Below are 14,274 nucleotides of genomic sequence, written 5' to 3'. Positions count from 1 at the left end.
GATTAGGCCATATGGTGATCTGGCGCGCAAATCGTCGGCTATTGTCAGTTGAGCCGACATGCACCGGCCGCAATGTATTCGCCAAATGGACGGGACGTCGCCGTCGCCGTCCGCATTGGAGCCCACATGACCAACACCGCAACAAGCGGAACGGCCTCGACCTCGCTCGACTCGAACGCCAGCCGATGCCCAGTACTCGCCGACTTCAACCCTTCGGCGGGAAACCGGCGACCCGGTGAGTGGATCGCAACCTACGACGGCCTGCGCGCGCAACACCGGTGGATCCGAAGCGAGGTCGGACCTCGCGGTTTCTACCTGCCCACCCGCTACGACGACATTCTCGAGATCCTGCAGAGTCCCGACCGCTTCACCAACGAAGCGGTCACGATCTTCGATCCCGAGCCCGCCTACAAGTGGATCCCGTTGATGCTGGATCCGCCGGAGCACACAGAATGGCGGAGGCTGCTCGCGCCCTTCTTCTCCCCCAGCGCAATCAAGAAACTCGACAAACGGATCCAGGGCCGGGCGATCGACCTCATCGACCCGTTGGTCGACCGCGGCGAGTGCGACTACCTCACCGACTTCGCGCAGTTGTTCCCCACCACAATATTTTTGGAGATCTTCGGACTGCCCGGCTCGGAACTCGATCGCTTCATGCAATGGGAGAAAGCCATCCTGCATGGAGACCCCACGACACCTGAAGGCCATGAGATCTTCCAAACTTCGATGGACGAAGTCGTCGCCTATTTCCAGGAACTGATCGTCACGAGACGTTCGGAGCGTGGCGAGGACCTCTTGAGCTATGCACTGAACTTTGAGATCGACGGTCAGCCGGTCACAGCGCCCGATCTATTGGCGCTGTGTCTCTTGATGTTCCTGGCAGGCCTCGACACGGTGACCCATGCGCTGACGTATTCGATGTACCACCTCGCGCGTCACGACGCAGATCGCGAAGTGATCGTTTCGGACCCGACTTCGGTGCCGGGCGCAGTCGAGGAGTTCGTTCGCGCCTACAACATCGTCATCTCCGCACGCAAGGCAGCAGTCGATACCACCGTGGGTGGTTTGCAGTTCAAGGCCGGCGACATGGTGTCGATCATCTACAACAGCGCGACTCGCGGTCAGGAAGACGACGGAACCGAATTCAGGATCGACCGCGGCAACAACAGTCACCTCGGCTTTGGCGCGGGCCCGCACCGTTGCCTCGGATCGCACCTCGCCAGACGCGAGCTCGCCGTCGCAATAACGGAGTGGCACAGGCGAATCCCGCACTATCGCCTCGCCGACGAGGACATCGTCGAACACGGCGGAATTCTCGGTTTGGATCGCCTGCCGCTCGTGTGGTCATAGTCGAACAGAACGGAGCAAGACAATGACAACTGACGTCAACGTCGACGCCGCCTCCAACGCGTGCGCACGGCTTGAAGCGGAGGGTGTCGCGGTCGTCGAGGGCGCCTTGGACGCCGCCACGATCGCCCGCGCGAAAGCCGCACTCGAGCGGTGCGCCGTCGAGGACGAAGAAGCCGGTGTGCTCATGCGCGGTACCGCCTACGACCCCGACGACAAGAACATCCGCATCGCCAACCTGCCCGGCCGCGACGCGGTGTTCCGCGAGATGCTGGAGCTGTCCGTCGTAAAGGCAATTGTCACCGGATGGCTGGGACCCAACGTGAGGTTGTCCAACTTCACCTCAAACACAACGTATCCGGGTGCGGGTGCCATGGCCCTTCACGCCGACCAGAACAACATTCCGGCGCCGTGGCCTCAGTACGCGTGCTGCGTCAACATCGCGTTTGCCCTCGACGACTTCACCGAGTCGAACGCCACGCGTTACGTCCCCAACACCCATCGCAATTCCGGACCTCCCGACTGGAGCGGCGACCACCCAGAGGCAATTCCATTGTGCGGTCCCGCGGGATCGCTGATCGTCATGGAAGGACGGCTCTACCACCAGACCGGCCGCAACACCAGCGACTCTTCGCGCGCGGGAGCGTTCGCCTTCTTCGTGCGTTCCTTCCTTGCTCCGCAATACGAGTGGCACAAGGGCATCCCGGAATCCCTCCGAGGGGAACTCACACCCTGGCAGTCGGAGATCATGGGCTTCGGAAAGGCCGGTGGCACTGCGGAGTTCATCTCAAATGCGCAGAGAGGTGCTGACGGCGTTGGGAGCTGATGCGTTGGGCGACGTGCGTGTCAGTCGTCCGCGTCCAGAGGTGTCAGTCGTCGAGATGCATCGCCCCGGCCGGCTGAACAGCATGACCGCCGCGATGGTCGAGCAACTGCATCTCGCGCTCGCCGAGCTCGAAGCCGACCGTGAAACACGCGTTGTCGTGCTGACCGGTGCGGGTCGTGCATTCTGCGCCGGCCTCGATCTCAATGGATACGGAACCGCCGACCCGCATGCGCGAGGAGCTCCGCACCGGTCGCTGGCCACTCAGCGGCACATCGCCTCACTCATGCAACGCATTCGGCGCCTTGACCAGCCCGTCATTGCGAAGGTCAACGGTGCCGCCGCCGGCGGTGGATTGGGATTGGTGTGCGCAGCGGACGTGCGAATAGCCGCCGACACCGCCGTGTTCGCCGCGTCGTTCGTTCGGGTCGGCTACTCCGGCTGCGACATGGGCGTGTCCTGGATGCTGCCACGGCTGGTCGGCGCCGGGCGCGCGCACGAACTCATGATGACCGGCCGCAAGATCACTGCTGCCGAGGCCGAGTCGATGGGTCTCATCGCCGAATGCGTTGCCGCACAAAACCTCGACCAGCGCGTCGATGCGTTCATCGACTCTCTCCTCGCTGTCCCACCGTTGAGTCTGTCATTGACGAAGCAAGCGATGTGGCTGTCGTTGGAGACACCGTCGTTCGACGCCGCCATCGAGCTGGAGAACCGGCAGCAGGTAATCACCGCACTCACTCACGATCAGGAAGAAGCAATGCTGGCCTTTCGCGACAAGCGTGACCCCGGATACCGCAATGAGTGACCGCCCGCTGGCGGGCAGAGTCGCGCTGGTGACCGGGGGATCTCGCGGGCTGGGCGCTGGAATCTCGCGTCGGCTGGCAGCCGACGGGGCCGCCGTCGCCCTCAGCTATCGGCGCGACCGCGAAGCCGCAGCAGAAGTCGTCGAAGAAATCCGTGGCCGCGGCGGTGTCGCGCATGGTTACTGCGCTCCGGTAGATGATGTGGATGCGGTGATGGAGATGGTCGCCGCGGTGCGGCTGGACATCGGTCCGCCCGACATCGTGGTCAGCAACGCCGGCATCGCGAGTCGCGGATTATCCGTCAAGGACGCCGACCCTGCCGAGTTTCATCGACTCATGAACGTGCACGCATTCGCGCCCGCGCGGCTGCTGCAATCACTGCTACCCGATATGCGCCGAGCTGGCCGTTCCGATGTCGTCCTGATCTCGAGTGTCGCTACGGACGGATACCCGGCTATGTCGGCGCCCTACACCATGGCGAAGGCTGCCCTCGAAGCGTTGGGCCACACACTGGCGAGAGAGGAACGGGAATACGGGGTGCGGGTCAACATCGTCGCGCCGGGGTTGCTCGATACACCGATGGGCGAGAAGCTTGTTCGGGCGGTGCGAACGGACCAGACGCTGCAGGATTTGCATTCCTCCTATCCGTTCGGGCGGGTGTGCCAGCCCGAGGATGTAGCCAACGTCGTCGCATTTTTATGCAGCCCCTTGAACGGTTATATGACCGGGCAGCGGATCACTGTCGACGGCGGGGGGCACGCGCCTCCGCTGGCATAGTGAGCCTGGCCGCGAGGTGCCGCTCGATCAGAACTTGCCTATCCACAGCCTCCATGCCACCGCTACCTGGCCGGACCTCGCAAGCTCGTCCGTCTTGCTCGGGCGAGGTTTATATAGATAAACTAGATCCGGAAGTCTCACATCACCAGGAGCCCAAGTGGATCTGTCCTTCACCGACGAGGACTGCGCCTTTCGGCGGGAAGTACGCTCCTGGTTGAGGAACAACATCCCGACCGACGAACGCCCGCATGATGTTGCCGGTGCCCGGGCGTGGGACATGGCGTGGCAACGCCGTCAATCAGACGCAGGCTACGGAGGCATCGCGTGGCCACGCGAATACGGCGGTCAGGGGCTGCCCCTGGTACGCCAGTTGATCTGGTTCGAGGAGTACGCCAAGGCGGGAGGACCCGATATCGGCTGCGGATTTGTCGGCATCAATCACGGCGGTCCGACGCTCATTGCTCGTGGTAGCGAGGCGCAGAAGCGTCGACATCTCCCGAAAATCTTGGCCGGAGAAGAGGTTTGGTGCCAAGGATTCTCCGAGCCCGGTGCCGGTTCTGATCTCGCCGGGATCTCCACAAAGGGGTCGATCGAAGGCGACGAACTGGTGGTCAACGGTCAGAAGATCTGGACCAGTTTCGCGCACATGGCGGACTTCCAGGAACTACTGGTGCGGACCGATCCCTCGTCGTCCAGGCACCGCGGCCTGACCTGGGTCATCTGCGATATGCACAGCCCCGGAATCACCGTGCGCCCAATCGTTTCGATGGACGGTCTAGCCGAGTTCTGCGAGGTGTTCTACGACGACGTTCGGATTCCTCTGGAAAATGTCGTCGGTGACATCGGCGATGGTTGGTCTGTGGCGATGTCCACCCTCGGATTCGAACGCGGCACCGGCTTCATGAAGTTGCAGACGGAACTATCGGTCGCACTCGAGCAACTCATCGAGGACGCCGCAAGCCTGGGTGCGCTCGAGCATTCGGGTACTCGGGGCAAGCTTGGAGAATTGCGCGCCGACGTACTGGCGATGCGGGCCATGACCTACGCAACGGTGTCCTCAGCGGCGCGAACCAATGTACCGGGCCCAGAGGGATCGATGATCAAGATCTTCCACGCCGATTTGGAGCAACGGATTCACCGCACACGCATGGATGTCATCGGTGCTCACGGCCTCGACCGTGGCGGCCGGTATGGCTACGACATCGGCGAATACCTGTACTCCTACGCAACCACCATGGGTGGCGGCACATCCGAGGTCCAACGCGACATCGTGGGCGAGCGCATCCTCGGGCTCCCGCGGAATCGTTAGGAGCCGACGTGGACTTTCTACCCGACACCGACCAAGACGCACTGATCGCGGCAACTCGCCACTATATCCAGGCGCGATTATCCCTGGCCGACTTCATCACCCGGCTGGACGACGTCCGGTGGAAGGAGATCAGCGAACTCGGGTGGTTGGGGCTGGCCGTCGATGAGGACGACGGCGGTGCGGGTGCCACCCTGCTCGATGAAGTCTTCATATTTCGGGAGATTGGCCGCGCGCTCGTTCCGGGCCCGATCCTCACGACGCTGGCCGCCGCCCGGTTGGCGGCGTGGACGGGGCACGCGCCGCTGTCGAAAGACATGATCGCCGGCCAGACACGGGTGGCTCGGGCCGTTCCCCTACCCGGCGACAACGACCGACTGCTGGTCCTCGACGCGGAGGAATCGGCGCTGACGCTGATCGTCGATGGCGACCGCGCGAGCCTTCACGCCACCCCCCGGCGGCTGGACATGAGCAGCGGCCTCGAGGACCAAACGTCAGTGGGCCACACCAGCCGCGCAAGCCTGGGGCCGGCGTCGGTGACGGCCGATGACGCACGAACGGTGAACCGGCTGCGGCGGGTACTCGCAATTCTGACATCCGCCCAGTTGGCCGGCATCTGCGGAGCAACCCGGGATTTGGCGACCGAATACGCCAAGAACCGCGTCCAATTCGGCAAACCGATTGGTGCCTTTCAGGCCATCAAGCACAAGTGCGCCGACATGGCCACCCGGGCGCTGGCCGCGGACAACGTCACCTTCTTTGCCGCGCTGACGGAGATGGCCGAGGCGTCAGCTTCCGAGTACCACACCCTGGCGGCCGCCGCGTGTTGCCGCCGCGCAGCCTTCGCGAACGCTAGGGCTAACGTCCAGATCCATGGGGCAATCGGATTCACCGTGGAAGACGTCGCCCACCGCTTCGTGAAGAGAACCCATACCCTCTGTGTTACAGAATCTTTCGACCGCGCGGCAAAATTACTGGGCGGACTGCCCGGCGCACAGACAAGTGAGCAAGCATGACCACGGCCGAGCTGAAGACCGAAATCGTTGACGGCGTAGGAGTGATGTCGTTCAATCGACCGCACCGCCACAACGCCATCACCGATTCCTTGTTCGATGAGATGTGCTCGGCGCTGCGGGGCTATCTCGGCGATTACTCGGTCCGGTGTGTACTGATTCGCGGCGAGGGGCGATCCTTCTGCTCTGGGCGCGACAAAGCCGAATTAGGTAAGCGCGCCGGCGGCGAAGACGATTTCACCTTCGTCAGGAAGCACCAACAGATTCGCTTGGAGGTCCTCGACTCGACCAAGCCCGTGGTCGCGGCGGTTCAAGGCGCCGCATTGGGAGGTGGCTTCGAAATCGCGTTATCCGCCGACATGCGGATCATCGCCGAGGACGCCTTCTTCGGCCTGCCAGAAGTGGGGCTCGGACTGGTGCCGGACACCGGCGGAACCCAGCTGTTGCCGGCGCTGGTAGGTCCGGCGCGCGCTAAATACCTGGTCCTCAGCGGTGCCCGCATCGACGCACCCACCGCATACGCGTGGGGCCTCGCGGAAGAGGTGGTGCCGGTTGACGCGCTCTACAACCGGGCGATGACGTTGTGCCGTCAACTGGCGGCACAACCGAGACTGGCGACATCTATGGGCAAGATGCTCGTCAACCAGGCCACGGCCGGTGACATCCGCAACGGGCTCGGGCAAGAATTATTGGCCCAGACCGCGTTATTCACTTCCGAGGAATACCTGGCCATAAAAGAAGAACGATCACGGCGTCGAAATACGACTGTCCCTATGGCATCCGAAAGCGACGGAGTCTGAGATGGCACTACCAGCACCACCTCCGGTCGGGACGGCCATGCTGCCGCCGGACACCTACGCCGGCCGAGTCGTCGTTGTCACCGGCGGCGGAACGGGCCTAGGCAAAGCGATGGCCGCCGAATTTGCCCGGCTGGGGGCGGCCGTGGCCGTCGCCAGCCGCAAGGCTGAGCATCGCGAAAGCGGTGTGAGAGCGTTGACGGCGTTGGGCGCCAAGGCCATTGGCGTTGAGCTCGACGTTCGGGACGAGGGTGCCGTCGCCGCGACATTCGACCAGATCGAACGCGAACTAGGACCCGCGGACGTTCTGATCAACAACGCCGCAGGCAATTTCCCTTCGCAGGCGGTGAAGATGTCCGCCAACGCCTGGCGCAGCGTCGTCGATATCGTGCTCAACGGCACCTTCTTGTGCAGCACGGAATTCGCCCGTCGGGCCATCGCGCGGTCGGCACCCGGCGCCATCCTCAACATCGGCGCCACCTACGCGTGGACCGGCGGCCCGGGCACCGCGCATTCCGCAGCCGCCAAAGCGGGCGTGACCAATATGACGCAGTCCCTCGCCGTCGAATGGGCGCCCAAGGGCATCCGCGTCAACTGCCTGGCGCCGGGGCTGTTTCCGCACCAGGATCTACCGCCAGTGCTTTTGGCACGTCAGAACCCTGAGTCTGATGGCAAGCGCATTCCTGGCGGCCGAGTGGGACAGCCGCACGAGTTAGGTTGGGCAGCAACATATCTCTGCTCGCCATACGCCTCCTACCTTACCGGTCATACCCTTGTCCTCGATGGCGCGAACTGGCTGCGCAGGGGCCTGACCATGCCTGACTTCGTGCCCATCGATGAACAATTCCCCTAATTCGTGTTTCTGCCATTCTCAAGCCGTAACCGCGGCGAGATATCCGCCACCCGTGACCTGGTCCTTGATCGCCGACGTCCTTCTGGCAATGAGCCTCCCGGCGCGTCGCAGGCAAAGCGTCAACGCCGACTTCGCCCGACAAGTCATCGATACGCGCGTCCTGCCCGTGTCGCAGACCCCGACAAGCAAGTCCCCCAGCCTGGCGGGGCCATCGTAGAACGCTTGCGGTCCAGCCTGTTGCTTTTGCTTATCGCACCGGGGTGAAGTCCGAGATCAGCCAGCGCCGGCCGACTTTCTCCAGAGTCACTCGGACGTCTGACGCGGTGCTCTTCGGCGGGTCCGGGTCACGAAGGAACGTCTGATTGACAAAGACCATCACCACCGCGTGTTCGATCGTTGCCTGCACGGACGCAGCCGCGGGAACGGTGACAACCGAGGTGATGTGTCGCTCGCGCGCGTCAGGTATCACGTGCTGATGCGTGAACACTGCGTAAGAGGTTTTGAATTTGCCAGTCAGCAATTCGCACGCAGCGCTGAGACTTTTCTCCGCTGTATCAGGATCGTAGGCCAGGAGAGCCGATATGCCGTCCGTGGCCGCATGGACCGATTCGATCCGGGCCTGCTGCGTAAGGCGCTCCGAGAGCGTTTCCCATGCCAGGTACCCGGAGCCGCCGCCTAGTAGGACGATCAGCACCGGCAACAGGACACCGGCGATCAGACGCGGCCAGACGGTGCTGTCGCGCGGCAGGTCAGTGCTCGGCGAGTCGCTCTCAGGCGTCTCGCTGACATCGGCCGGTCCTTCAGCGGTGGCCGAGGTGTGGGTTGGCTCACCATCCCCCGCCACGTCGGGGGCACCGCCGACGGTGATCGGCGCAGTCGCGACGGTTGCCGCAGGCTGGACGTTGCGCGGAAGTCGGTGCCGACCCGATGCGCTAGCGAACGCGGTCGTCCTCAGACGCACTCCCATGAGATCATCACCTCGTTTCCTGGCTGGCATTGGTGATGGTAGTGGCCCGGCCCCCGTTAGAACACTAAGTTAAACATCTGACATAGGGCGAGCTATACGAGCCATCAATTTTAGCCGCGGGCCTCACCCGCAAAAGCGAGGCCCCGGCCAGCGAAGAACGTTTTTCTGCTCCCACCGCGTTGCGGCTTGGATTGGTCACCGAGATCGTCCCTGATGACCAACAGCGTGTCCGCGCGGCAGGATTTGGCTGCCGAGATCGCTGCGCGCGCCCCAAGCCATCCACGGCACCGTGCGGGCGCTATGGGAGGCACGCGATTCGCCTCCCAGCGTGGCCCAATGACATGGGCTGTCCTACACCCATATCGGCAACGTGGGTGCCGACAGCGATTCGCACACCAACAAGCGCGCGTCCCGTACGCGCTGAGCGGCGCAGGCTTCGGCCACTCGATCATCATGGGCGCCCGTTCCGGGCGGCCTCTCAATAGAGCAAGTCGATGACGCGATCCTGCCTCTGAGTCTTGGCCACGTAGCGGCGCGCGCTCTTCATGTGATCGCGCCATGCGGCTTCGGCAGCGTCCCCGTTGCCCGCGTGGATCAGCTCGGCGACCTTTTCGTAGCTGCGAAGCGCGCGCCGGTTTGCGCGGCGTACCTCGTCGCTGTCAGGACCGATCTCGGTCAGTGATTTGGTGAGCTCTCGCTCGATGATTTCGGAGAGCATGCCGATCACCGCGGTGAGTGTGTGATTGCCGGACAGCTGGACAAGTTTGACGTGGAATTGCACACCGGCTTTGCCGAACTCTCGAGGATTGTCAACGGCGGCCCTGACACGGTCCAACTCGGCAGCGAGTTCTTGGAGCGCGACTTTGGTGGCCGATTCCGCCAACCGCCGAACGGCCGGGGGCTCGATGGTCAGCCGCGCATCCCAAACATCCCCGATAGTGGTGCCCGACAACATTAATATCATCCCGAAGAGACCAGCCACCGCCTCCGGGCCCGGCAGCGTCACGCGGGCGCCGCCCGGTGGACCACGGCGGATCGTCACAAGGGAATCGCCTTCCAGGAGCCGAAAGGCTTCCCGAAGGGTCGGGCGGGAAACTCCGAACCGCTCGATGAGCTCGGCCTCGGTGGGTAGCGAGTCCCCGTCCGCGAGCTCACCTCGCGCAATCATCCCCCGGATCTGGCCCGCAACCTGATCCGACATCTTCAGCGGCCGAACCCGCGAGTGGTCTCTATCTAGGACGAAAGGCTTTTCCAGCTTTTCCCCAGCCACCCGCGCATCCCTTCTGATCCCCTCGACGTCCCGCGGCCGAATCCACACCATACAGCAGATATAAATGATCTATTCGAACTAGACCGCAAGCAGTAACTGGTCGAACAGGGACCGGATCCAGCGGTAAAGCTCAGACCCCCGGTCGACGCCGTCTCTGCAGGGTCCACGCCAGTATCCGGTGAGCACGGGTGGTGGCAAGGTCTTTTCGCATCGATGCGGTTCTAGAACGCGCGTCAAACCGAAGCCGTGGACGGTCGGCTTGCCACCGTCCTGATAGCCCGCCGGGTGATTGCCCACCGGTGTACTTCGGAGACTGCCATGGTGATCCTTTCATTCTGTTCGGGGGCCCCGCACGATGCCGACGCGAATCATGCCCTGAAGCGCCCAGGTCGGCACCGTTGAGCGAAAGCACAGTATCGGCGCGCACATAATGCCCTCTTGAACCTGCGTGACACGGCGTCGAACACGGCTACGTGGCGGGGTCAAAAGGGGTGCTCGAAGCTGGATGCTCACTCGATCGGTGGCGCCGGTCTCCGCCGGAATCCACCGGTCGTCCGTCGCCTTCTCGTTGTGCGCACCCTGACTTCGGGGAACGGCTTCGGTGATGCACAGCTCGGCGATACGGCTTAGTTACCTCGGTTGGTTACCTGGTTCATTGATGGACGCAGGAGACTGTTGCCGACGCGAGATTGAACAGGGATTACTCACGACGAGGCTTAGGGCCTCGCGGCGAGGACCGATCTCGCCGCAACAGCGCCAATAATCCCCAGTACCTGGAACTGAGACGTCTCCTCTATCTTGGTGCCGCCTGGGTAACATCGATAACATAGTTATGTACGTCGGGATTGCGCGGTGCGGTCCCGCGCTCCGCGGCCGAGTGGAGGTCAAGCCATGGCAAGAATGACGCGGGTCAACATGCGCCGCGGAGTTCGGTCGGAAGTCGTACGGACCTGCCCGCACGAAAACGCGATCGGTCCCATCTTGTCTGACGAAACCAGCTAGCCGACGTGGCTATCCCAGAAGACGAGACGTTCAACGGCTGGACACCAGGGCGCGACGCAGATCGACGGCCTGGCCCACGTGGGATTTCAGGACACTCTGTTCAACGGATATTGGGCTGGGCTCACCACCACCCGAAGCGGGGCGCGACGACTTGGCCTTCAACACCTCGCGGACGGCATCATTGGTCGGGCAGTGCTCGCAGATGTCGCGCGCCATCACGCCCTCGACCCCTACCGCGGGGTAATTGACACCGCCCGCCGCGGCCTGCCTGCATACAGAAACGAATGCTAACGGCCCTACGTACAGAACGGAGTATCGGTGGTGAAATTCGGCCTCGTGTACGACTTCCGCAACCCCGTGCAGTGGCGTAGGCCGTGGCGAGATTTCTACGCCGAAACTCTCGAGCACATCACGGCCGTGGAGACGATGGGGTTCGATACGGTGTGGTTGACCGAGCATCACTTCGTCGACGACGGGTACCTGCCCTCGATCACTGCGATGGCTGGCGCCGTAGCCGCCAGGACCCGAAAAGTTACCATCGGCATCGGGTCGGTACTGCTTCTGCCCCTGCACCATCCGCTGCGGGTGGCCGAGGACGCGGCCGTGCTTGACATCGTCTCCGGCGGTCGTGTCCGTCTCGGTGCCGCGCTGGGCTATGTACCCGATGAGTTCCGCGCGTTCGGTGTCGAGCGACGTCATCGCGCCTCAATCTTCGAGGAGGCGATAGAGGTGATCCGCAAAGCATGGTCGCCCAGCGCGATTCAGCACGAGGGACGGCACTGGCAACTCCCGAACGTCGAAGTTCATCCCAAACCGCTTCAGCAAGGCGGACCACCCATCTACATCGGAGGGCGATCCGAGAAACCGATCAGACGTGCCGCGCGAATCGGCGACGGCGCGATCGTTGACGCTGCTCACCTCGACTGGTACTACGACGAACTGCGCAGGACCGGACGCGAGGGGAAGGCCGCTGCGTGCGTCTACGTGCTGTCCGCGCCCGCGCACGATCCGGAGGCGGCAGTTCAACGCTACGGTCAGCACTTCGGATACCGGATGGAAGAGTATGCGAAATGGTACGGCGAGGCTGCAGACCTTCCATCGGACGTGATGATCCTGGAGATGCTGCGGGACGAGCGGGGACCGGAGGGCGAGGGCGTGGTCATCCCGGCGCCGTTCGTCACCGCTGACCAGATGATCACCGAACTACAAAGCCTTGCAGACAAGGGAGCCACCGAAGTGTGGTGGTTTGCAAGCTATCCGGGTCTTGCCCCCACGGAGACCTTGGCGACCTGGCAACTTCTGGCCGACGAAGTCATTCCGCATTTTCGCTGAGACCTAGACCGTCGGCGCGGTCGAGAGGAACGAAACAATGGAGTTGTCGTGCGGACTACCGCCGCGGCCGGATCTTCCCGAATTAGCCATGTTAGCAGAGCAGTTGGGGTATTCGCGGCTGTGGCTGTTTGACTCTGCGCCTCTGTGGGAGGACACCTTTATCCATCTCGCACTGGCCGCTCAGCGCACAACGCGCATCGGGTTGGCCACCGCCGTGCTCACGCCAGGACAGCGGTCGGCGATCACCACCGCCAGCGCCATCGCCACAGTGGCACGGCTGGCTCCGGAGCGACTGCGCTGCGCCTTCGGCACGGGCTTCACCGCTCGGATAGCCGCTGGTGAAAAACCGGCGCCCCTGGACGTTCTGCGCACCCACATGAATGACGTGCGAGCGTTGCTGGCCGGCGAGGCGATCGACGTACACGGGCGTCCGCAGAGGATGATGCACTTCGCGGACATGGCGACGCCTCGCCCCATCGAGGTGCCGTTGTGGGTCAGCGTCTTTGGACCGGTCGGCCGCAGTACCGCAACGTCATTCGCCGACGGGGTGATCGTCTACGGCGTACCCCACCCTGAGCTGCCGTCCGCGGAGATGGTTTCAGGAACGGTCCTCGACGACGGTGAGGACCCACGCGGCGAGCGCGCGCGCCGAGCGGTGGCTCCGTGGCGAGTTGCGCCGTGGCACATGACGTATGCGTCTGCCGGTGAAGCCGTGGACCTCATGCCGGGAGGATTTCAGTGGCGTCAGCTGCTCGAAGCACAGGCGCCGCCCTCCCACCGGCACCTGTTGACCTTCGAGGGTCACGTCACCCACGTCCTACCCCGCGACGAGACGCTGTTCACCCACGCCGACTTCACCACCATGGTGGGGCCCGTTGAGCAGCTGCGCGAGTCGATGGCCGCCAAGGCCGACGCGGGAGTGGACGAGATCATCTATACGCCTTCGGGTCCCGACGTGGCCCGAGAACTCCGCGTCTTCCGCGCGGTCGCGAACTGAGGAAGGGAATCGAGCAGGATGACACATGTCGAGGATCCAGCACTGAGCGCGAACAAAGACGTCGTACGGCGGCACTTCCTGGAAGCCATCAACTCACACGACGCCACGATCTATGACGACATCATGGCCGACGACTATGCGCTGACAGTGGGTCTGCGCTCGGACCTGCTCGTCGGTGGGCGGGCCGGCTACCAAGCGGGTCTGGCTGCGTTCTGGGCAGCATTTCCCGACATGCGAGTCGAGGTACTCGACCTCATCGCGGAGGGTGATCGCGTCGTCGCAAACTACATCGAACGCGCAACCTTCACCGGCCATTACGCCGGAGTTCCACCAACCGGGCGATCCTATGAGAAGCACGGATTCGGCCTCTACACAATCGTCGACGGCCGCATGACCTCCGGCTGGGTGCAGGAGGACGACCTCGCGTTCGCGGCATGCACCGGAATCGATCTTACTGCCCTCGGTGGCGGCTGCCGTTGAGTGTGGGGAGAGTCTGGGCGTCAGACCCGAGGTGCTCTTGGATGCGCTGGCAGTGTGTAGCGGTGGTAGCTTGGCCGCTCAGCACATGCGGCGTCTGGGCGGACCGCAGAGTTTCGCCGGCGCGGTGTCCGAGTTCCTGTCGAAGGACATCACGGCGGCGCTGAATTGGGCCGATGATGCCGGCGTGGAACTCGGGCTCCTGGAACGGGCGGCGACGACGGGCCCGTTGGCGTTACGCGCGCCGTTCAGCAGTTGATCAGTGGTCTCTGTTCGTGGCTGGCGAGGGTGGTAGCCGGCGGAGCATCGGTACGGCCAGCGCCGCAGGCGACCAGCGCAGTCCGACTCTCTGGCGCCGCTTACAACGGTTAAAGGCCGCGCCCCGCGCTGATTGACCTAACGACGGCTGAAGCGGTGCGCGAGTCGAGCTCAGCCGCCACCGAGGGCAGTAAGATCGATTCCGGTGCATGCCGCGAACGCGAGGTCGTCCTCCTGCACCCAGCCGGA

Annotated in this window: 15 protein-coding genes and 1 pseudogene; 13 read left to right on the top strand and 3 right to left on the bottom strand. The window is 63.5% G+C overall.

Features of this window, described 5'->3' with window-relative positions; all coding sequences use genetic code 11:
* The first annotated feature begins 126 nt into the window (after window positions 1–126).
* The 8 genes from A5695_RS03850 to A5695_RS03815 all read left to right on the top strand — a co-directional run bounded on the left by A5695_RS03850 (window position 127) and on the right by A5695_RS03815 (window position 7,722).
* Window positions 127–1,350, top strand: a complete 1,224-nt coding sequence (locus A5695_RS03850) for a cytochrome P450 (protein WP_068078402.1) — start codon at window positions 127–129, stop codon at window positions 1,348–1,350.
* A 22-nt stretch (window positions 1,351–1,372) separates the two neighbouring features.
* The gene (locus A5695_RS03845) at window positions 1,373–2,173 is read left to right on the top strand and encodes a phytanoyl-CoA dioxygenase family protein (RefSeq protein ID WP_068078399.1); all 801 of its coding nucleotides are present in this window, start codon (window positions 1,373–1,375) and stop codon (window positions 2,171–2,173) included.
* On the top strand, window positions 2,139–2,978 hold the full coding sequence (locus A5695_RS03840; RefSeq protein WP_082945839.1) for an enoyl-CoA hydratase/isomerase family protein: 840 nt from the start codon (window positions 2,139–2,141) through the stop codon (window positions 2,976–2,978). The genes A5695_RS03845 and A5695_RS03840 overlap by 35 nt, the downstream gene beginning before the upstream one ends.
* Window positions 2,971–3,753 carry an SDR family NAD(P)-dependent oxidoreductase gene (locus A5695_RS03835; RefSeq protein ID WP_068078396.1) on the top strand — a complete coding sequence of 261 codons (783 nt, stop codon included), beginning with the start codon at window positions 2,971–2,973 and terminating at the stop codon, window positions 3,751–3,753. Before A5695_RS03840 ends, A5695_RS03835 begins: the two co-directional genes overlap by 8 nt.
* Window positions 3,754–3,910: 157 nt before the next feature.
* Entirely contained in the window at window positions 3,911–5,062 is a 1,152-nt protein-coding gene (locus A5695_RS03830) for an acyl-CoA dehydrogenase family protein (protein ID WP_068078393.1), read from the top strand.
* Window positions 5,063–5,070: 8 nt separating this feature from the next.
* Complete coding sequence (locus A5695_RS03825) at window positions 5,071–6,075, top strand: acyl-CoA dehydrogenase family protein (RefSeq protein ID WP_068078390.1); 1,005 nt, start codon at window positions 5,071–5,073, stop codon at window positions 6,073–6,075.
* Window positions 6,072–6,872, top strand: coding sequence for an enoyl-CoA hydratase/isomerase family protein (locus tag A5695_RS03820; protein WP_068078387.1), 801 nt, complete (start codon window positions 6,072–6,074; stop codon window positions 6,870–6,872). The genes A5695_RS03825 and A5695_RS03820 overlap by 4 nt, the downstream gene beginning before the upstream one ends.
* 37 nt (window positions 6,873–6,909) lie before the next feature.
* Complete coding sequence (locus tag A5695_RS03815) at window positions 6,910–7,722, top strand: SDR family oxidoreductase (RefSeq protein WP_231974708.1); 813 nt, start codon at window positions 6,910–6,912, stop codon at window positions 7,720–7,722.
* A 247-nt stretch (window positions 7,723–7,969) separates the two neighbouring features.
* Here A5695_RS03815 and A5695_RS03810 read toward each other — a convergent pair whose 3' ends face one another.
* On the bottom strand, window positions 7,970–8,689 hold the full coding sequence (locus tag A5695_RS03810; protein ID WP_231974707.1) for a hypothetical protein: 720 nt from the start codon (window positions 8,687–8,689) through the stop codon (window positions 7,970–7,972).
* 149 nt (window positions 8,690–8,838) lie between these two features.
* Here A5695_RS03810 and A5695_RS30160 point away from each other — a divergent pair.
* Window positions 8,839–9,113 (top strand): annotated as a pseudogene (locus A5695_RS30160) (enoyl-CoA hydratase/isomerase family protein); the annotation flags it as partial.
* 54 nt (window positions 9,114–9,167) lie between these two features.
* Here the strand turns inward: A5695_RS30160 and A5695_RS03805 are convergent.
* Together A5695_RS03805 and A5695_RS28275 are read right to left on the bottom strand one after the other, a co-directional pair.
* Window positions 9,168–10,010 carry a FadR/GntR family transcriptional regulator gene (locus A5695_RS03805; protein ID WP_156749449.1) on the bottom strand — a complete coding sequence of 281 codons (843 nt, stop codon included), beginning with the start codon at window positions 10,008–10,010 and terminating at the stop codon, window positions 9,168–9,170.
* Window positions 10,011–10,991: 981 nt separating this feature from the next.
* Window positions 10,992–11,177, bottom strand: a complete 186-nt coding sequence (locus tag A5695_RS28275; RefSeq protein WP_156749448.1) for a hypothetical protein — start codon at window positions 11,175–11,177, stop codon at window positions 10,992–10,994.
* A gap of 120 nt (window positions 11,178–11,297) precedes the next feature.
* Between A5695_RS28275 and A5695_RS03800 the strand changes: the two genes are divergently transcribed.
* The 4 genes from A5695_RS03800 to A5695_RS28270 all read left to right on the top strand — a co-directional run bounded on the left by A5695_RS03800 (window position 11,298) and on the right by A5695_RS28270 (window position 14,026).
* A complete protein-coding gene (locus A5695_RS03800) occupies window positions 11,298–12,293 on the top strand; it encodes an LLM class flavin-dependent oxidoreductase (RefSeq protein ID WP_156749447.1) in 996 nt (331 codons plus the stop codon).
* A 37-nt stretch (window positions 12,294–12,330) separates the two neighbouring features.
* Window positions 12,331–13,290: an LLM class flavin-dependent oxidoreductase gene (locus A5695_RS03795; RefSeq protein WP_068078380.1), complete on the top strand. Its 960-nt coding sequence runs from the start codon at window positions 12,331–12,333 to the stop codon at window positions 13,288–13,290.
* Between the two features lie 18 nt (window positions 13,291–13,308).
* Window positions 13,309–13,770: an ester cyclase gene (locus A5695_RS03790; RefSeq protein ID WP_068078377.1), complete on the top strand. Its 462-nt coding sequence runs from the start codon at window positions 13,309–13,311 to the stop codon at window positions 13,768–13,770.
* Between the two features lie 85 nt (window positions 13,771–13,855).
* Window positions 13,856–14,026, top strand: coding sequence for a hypothetical protein (locus A5695_RS28270; RefSeq protein ID WP_156749446.1), 171 nt, complete (start codon window positions 13,856–13,858; stop codon window positions 14,024–14,026).
* Window positions 14,027–14,274 lie beyond the last annotated feature (248 nt).

It is taken from the genome of Mycobacterium sp. E1747, from assembly GCF_001667775.1.
Taxonomy (GTDB): Bacteria; Actinomycetota; Actinomycetes; order Mycobacteriales; family Mycobacteriaceae; genus Mycobacterium.
Note: the sequence above shows the minus strand (reverse complement) of the source record. Positions and strands in the feature narration are given on the sequence as shown.

What these genes read in the sequence shown, in the direction of transcription:
- A5695_RS03805 (WP_156749449.1), bottom strand. Translation starts at nt 10,010, where the DNA reads ATGGTGTGGATTCGGCCGCGGGACGTCGAGGGGATCAGAAGGGATGCG.
- A5695_RS03820 (WP_068078387.1), top strand. Translation starts at nt 6,072, where the DNA reads ATGACCACGGCCGAGCTGAAGACCGAAATCGTTGACGGCGTAGGAGTG.
- A5695_RS03835 (WP_068078396.1), top strand. Translation starts at nt 2,971, where the DNA reads ATGAGTGACCGCCCGCTGGCGGGCAGAGTCGCGCTGGTGACCGGGGGA.
- A5695_RS03815 (WP_231974708.1), top strand. Translation starts at nt 6,910, where the DNA reads ATGCTGCCGCCGGACACCTACGCCGGCCGAGTCGTCGTTGTCACCGGC.
- A5695_RS28270 (WP_156749446.1), top strand. Translation starts at nt 13,856, where the DNA reads ATGCGGCGTCTGGGCGGACCGCAGAGTTTCGCCGGCGCGGTGTCCGAG.
- A5695_RS28275 (WP_156749448.1), bottom strand. Translation starts at nt 11,177, where the DNA reads ATGGCGCGCGACATCTGCGAGCACTGCCCGACCAATGATGCCGTCCGC.
- A5695_RS03850 (WP_068078402.1), top strand. Translation starts at nt 127, where the DNA reads ATGACCAACACCGCAACAAGCGGAACGGCCTCGACCTCGCTCGACTCG.
- A5695_RS03845 (WP_068078399.1), top strand. Translation starts at nt 1,373, where the DNA reads ATGACAACTGACGTCAACGTCGACGCCGCCTCCAACGCGTGCGCACGG.
- A5695_RS03810 (WP_231974707.1), bottom strand. Translation starts at nt 8,689, where the DNA reads ATGGGAGTGCGTCTGAGGACGACCGCGTTCGCTAGCGCATCGGGTCGG.
- A5695_RS03840 (WP_082945839.1), top strand. Translation starts at nt 2,139, where the DNA reads ATGCGCAGAGAGGTGCTGACGGCGTTGGGAGCTGATGCGTTGGGCGAC.
- A5695_RS03790 (WP_068078377.1), top strand. Translation starts at nt 13,309, where the DNA reads ATGACACATGTCGAGGATCCAGCACTGAGCGCGAACAAAGACGTCGTA.
- A5695_RS03795 (WP_068078380.1), top strand. Translation starts at nt 12,331, where the DNA reads ATGGAGTTGTCGTGCGGACTACCGCCGCGGCCGGATCTTCCCGAATTA.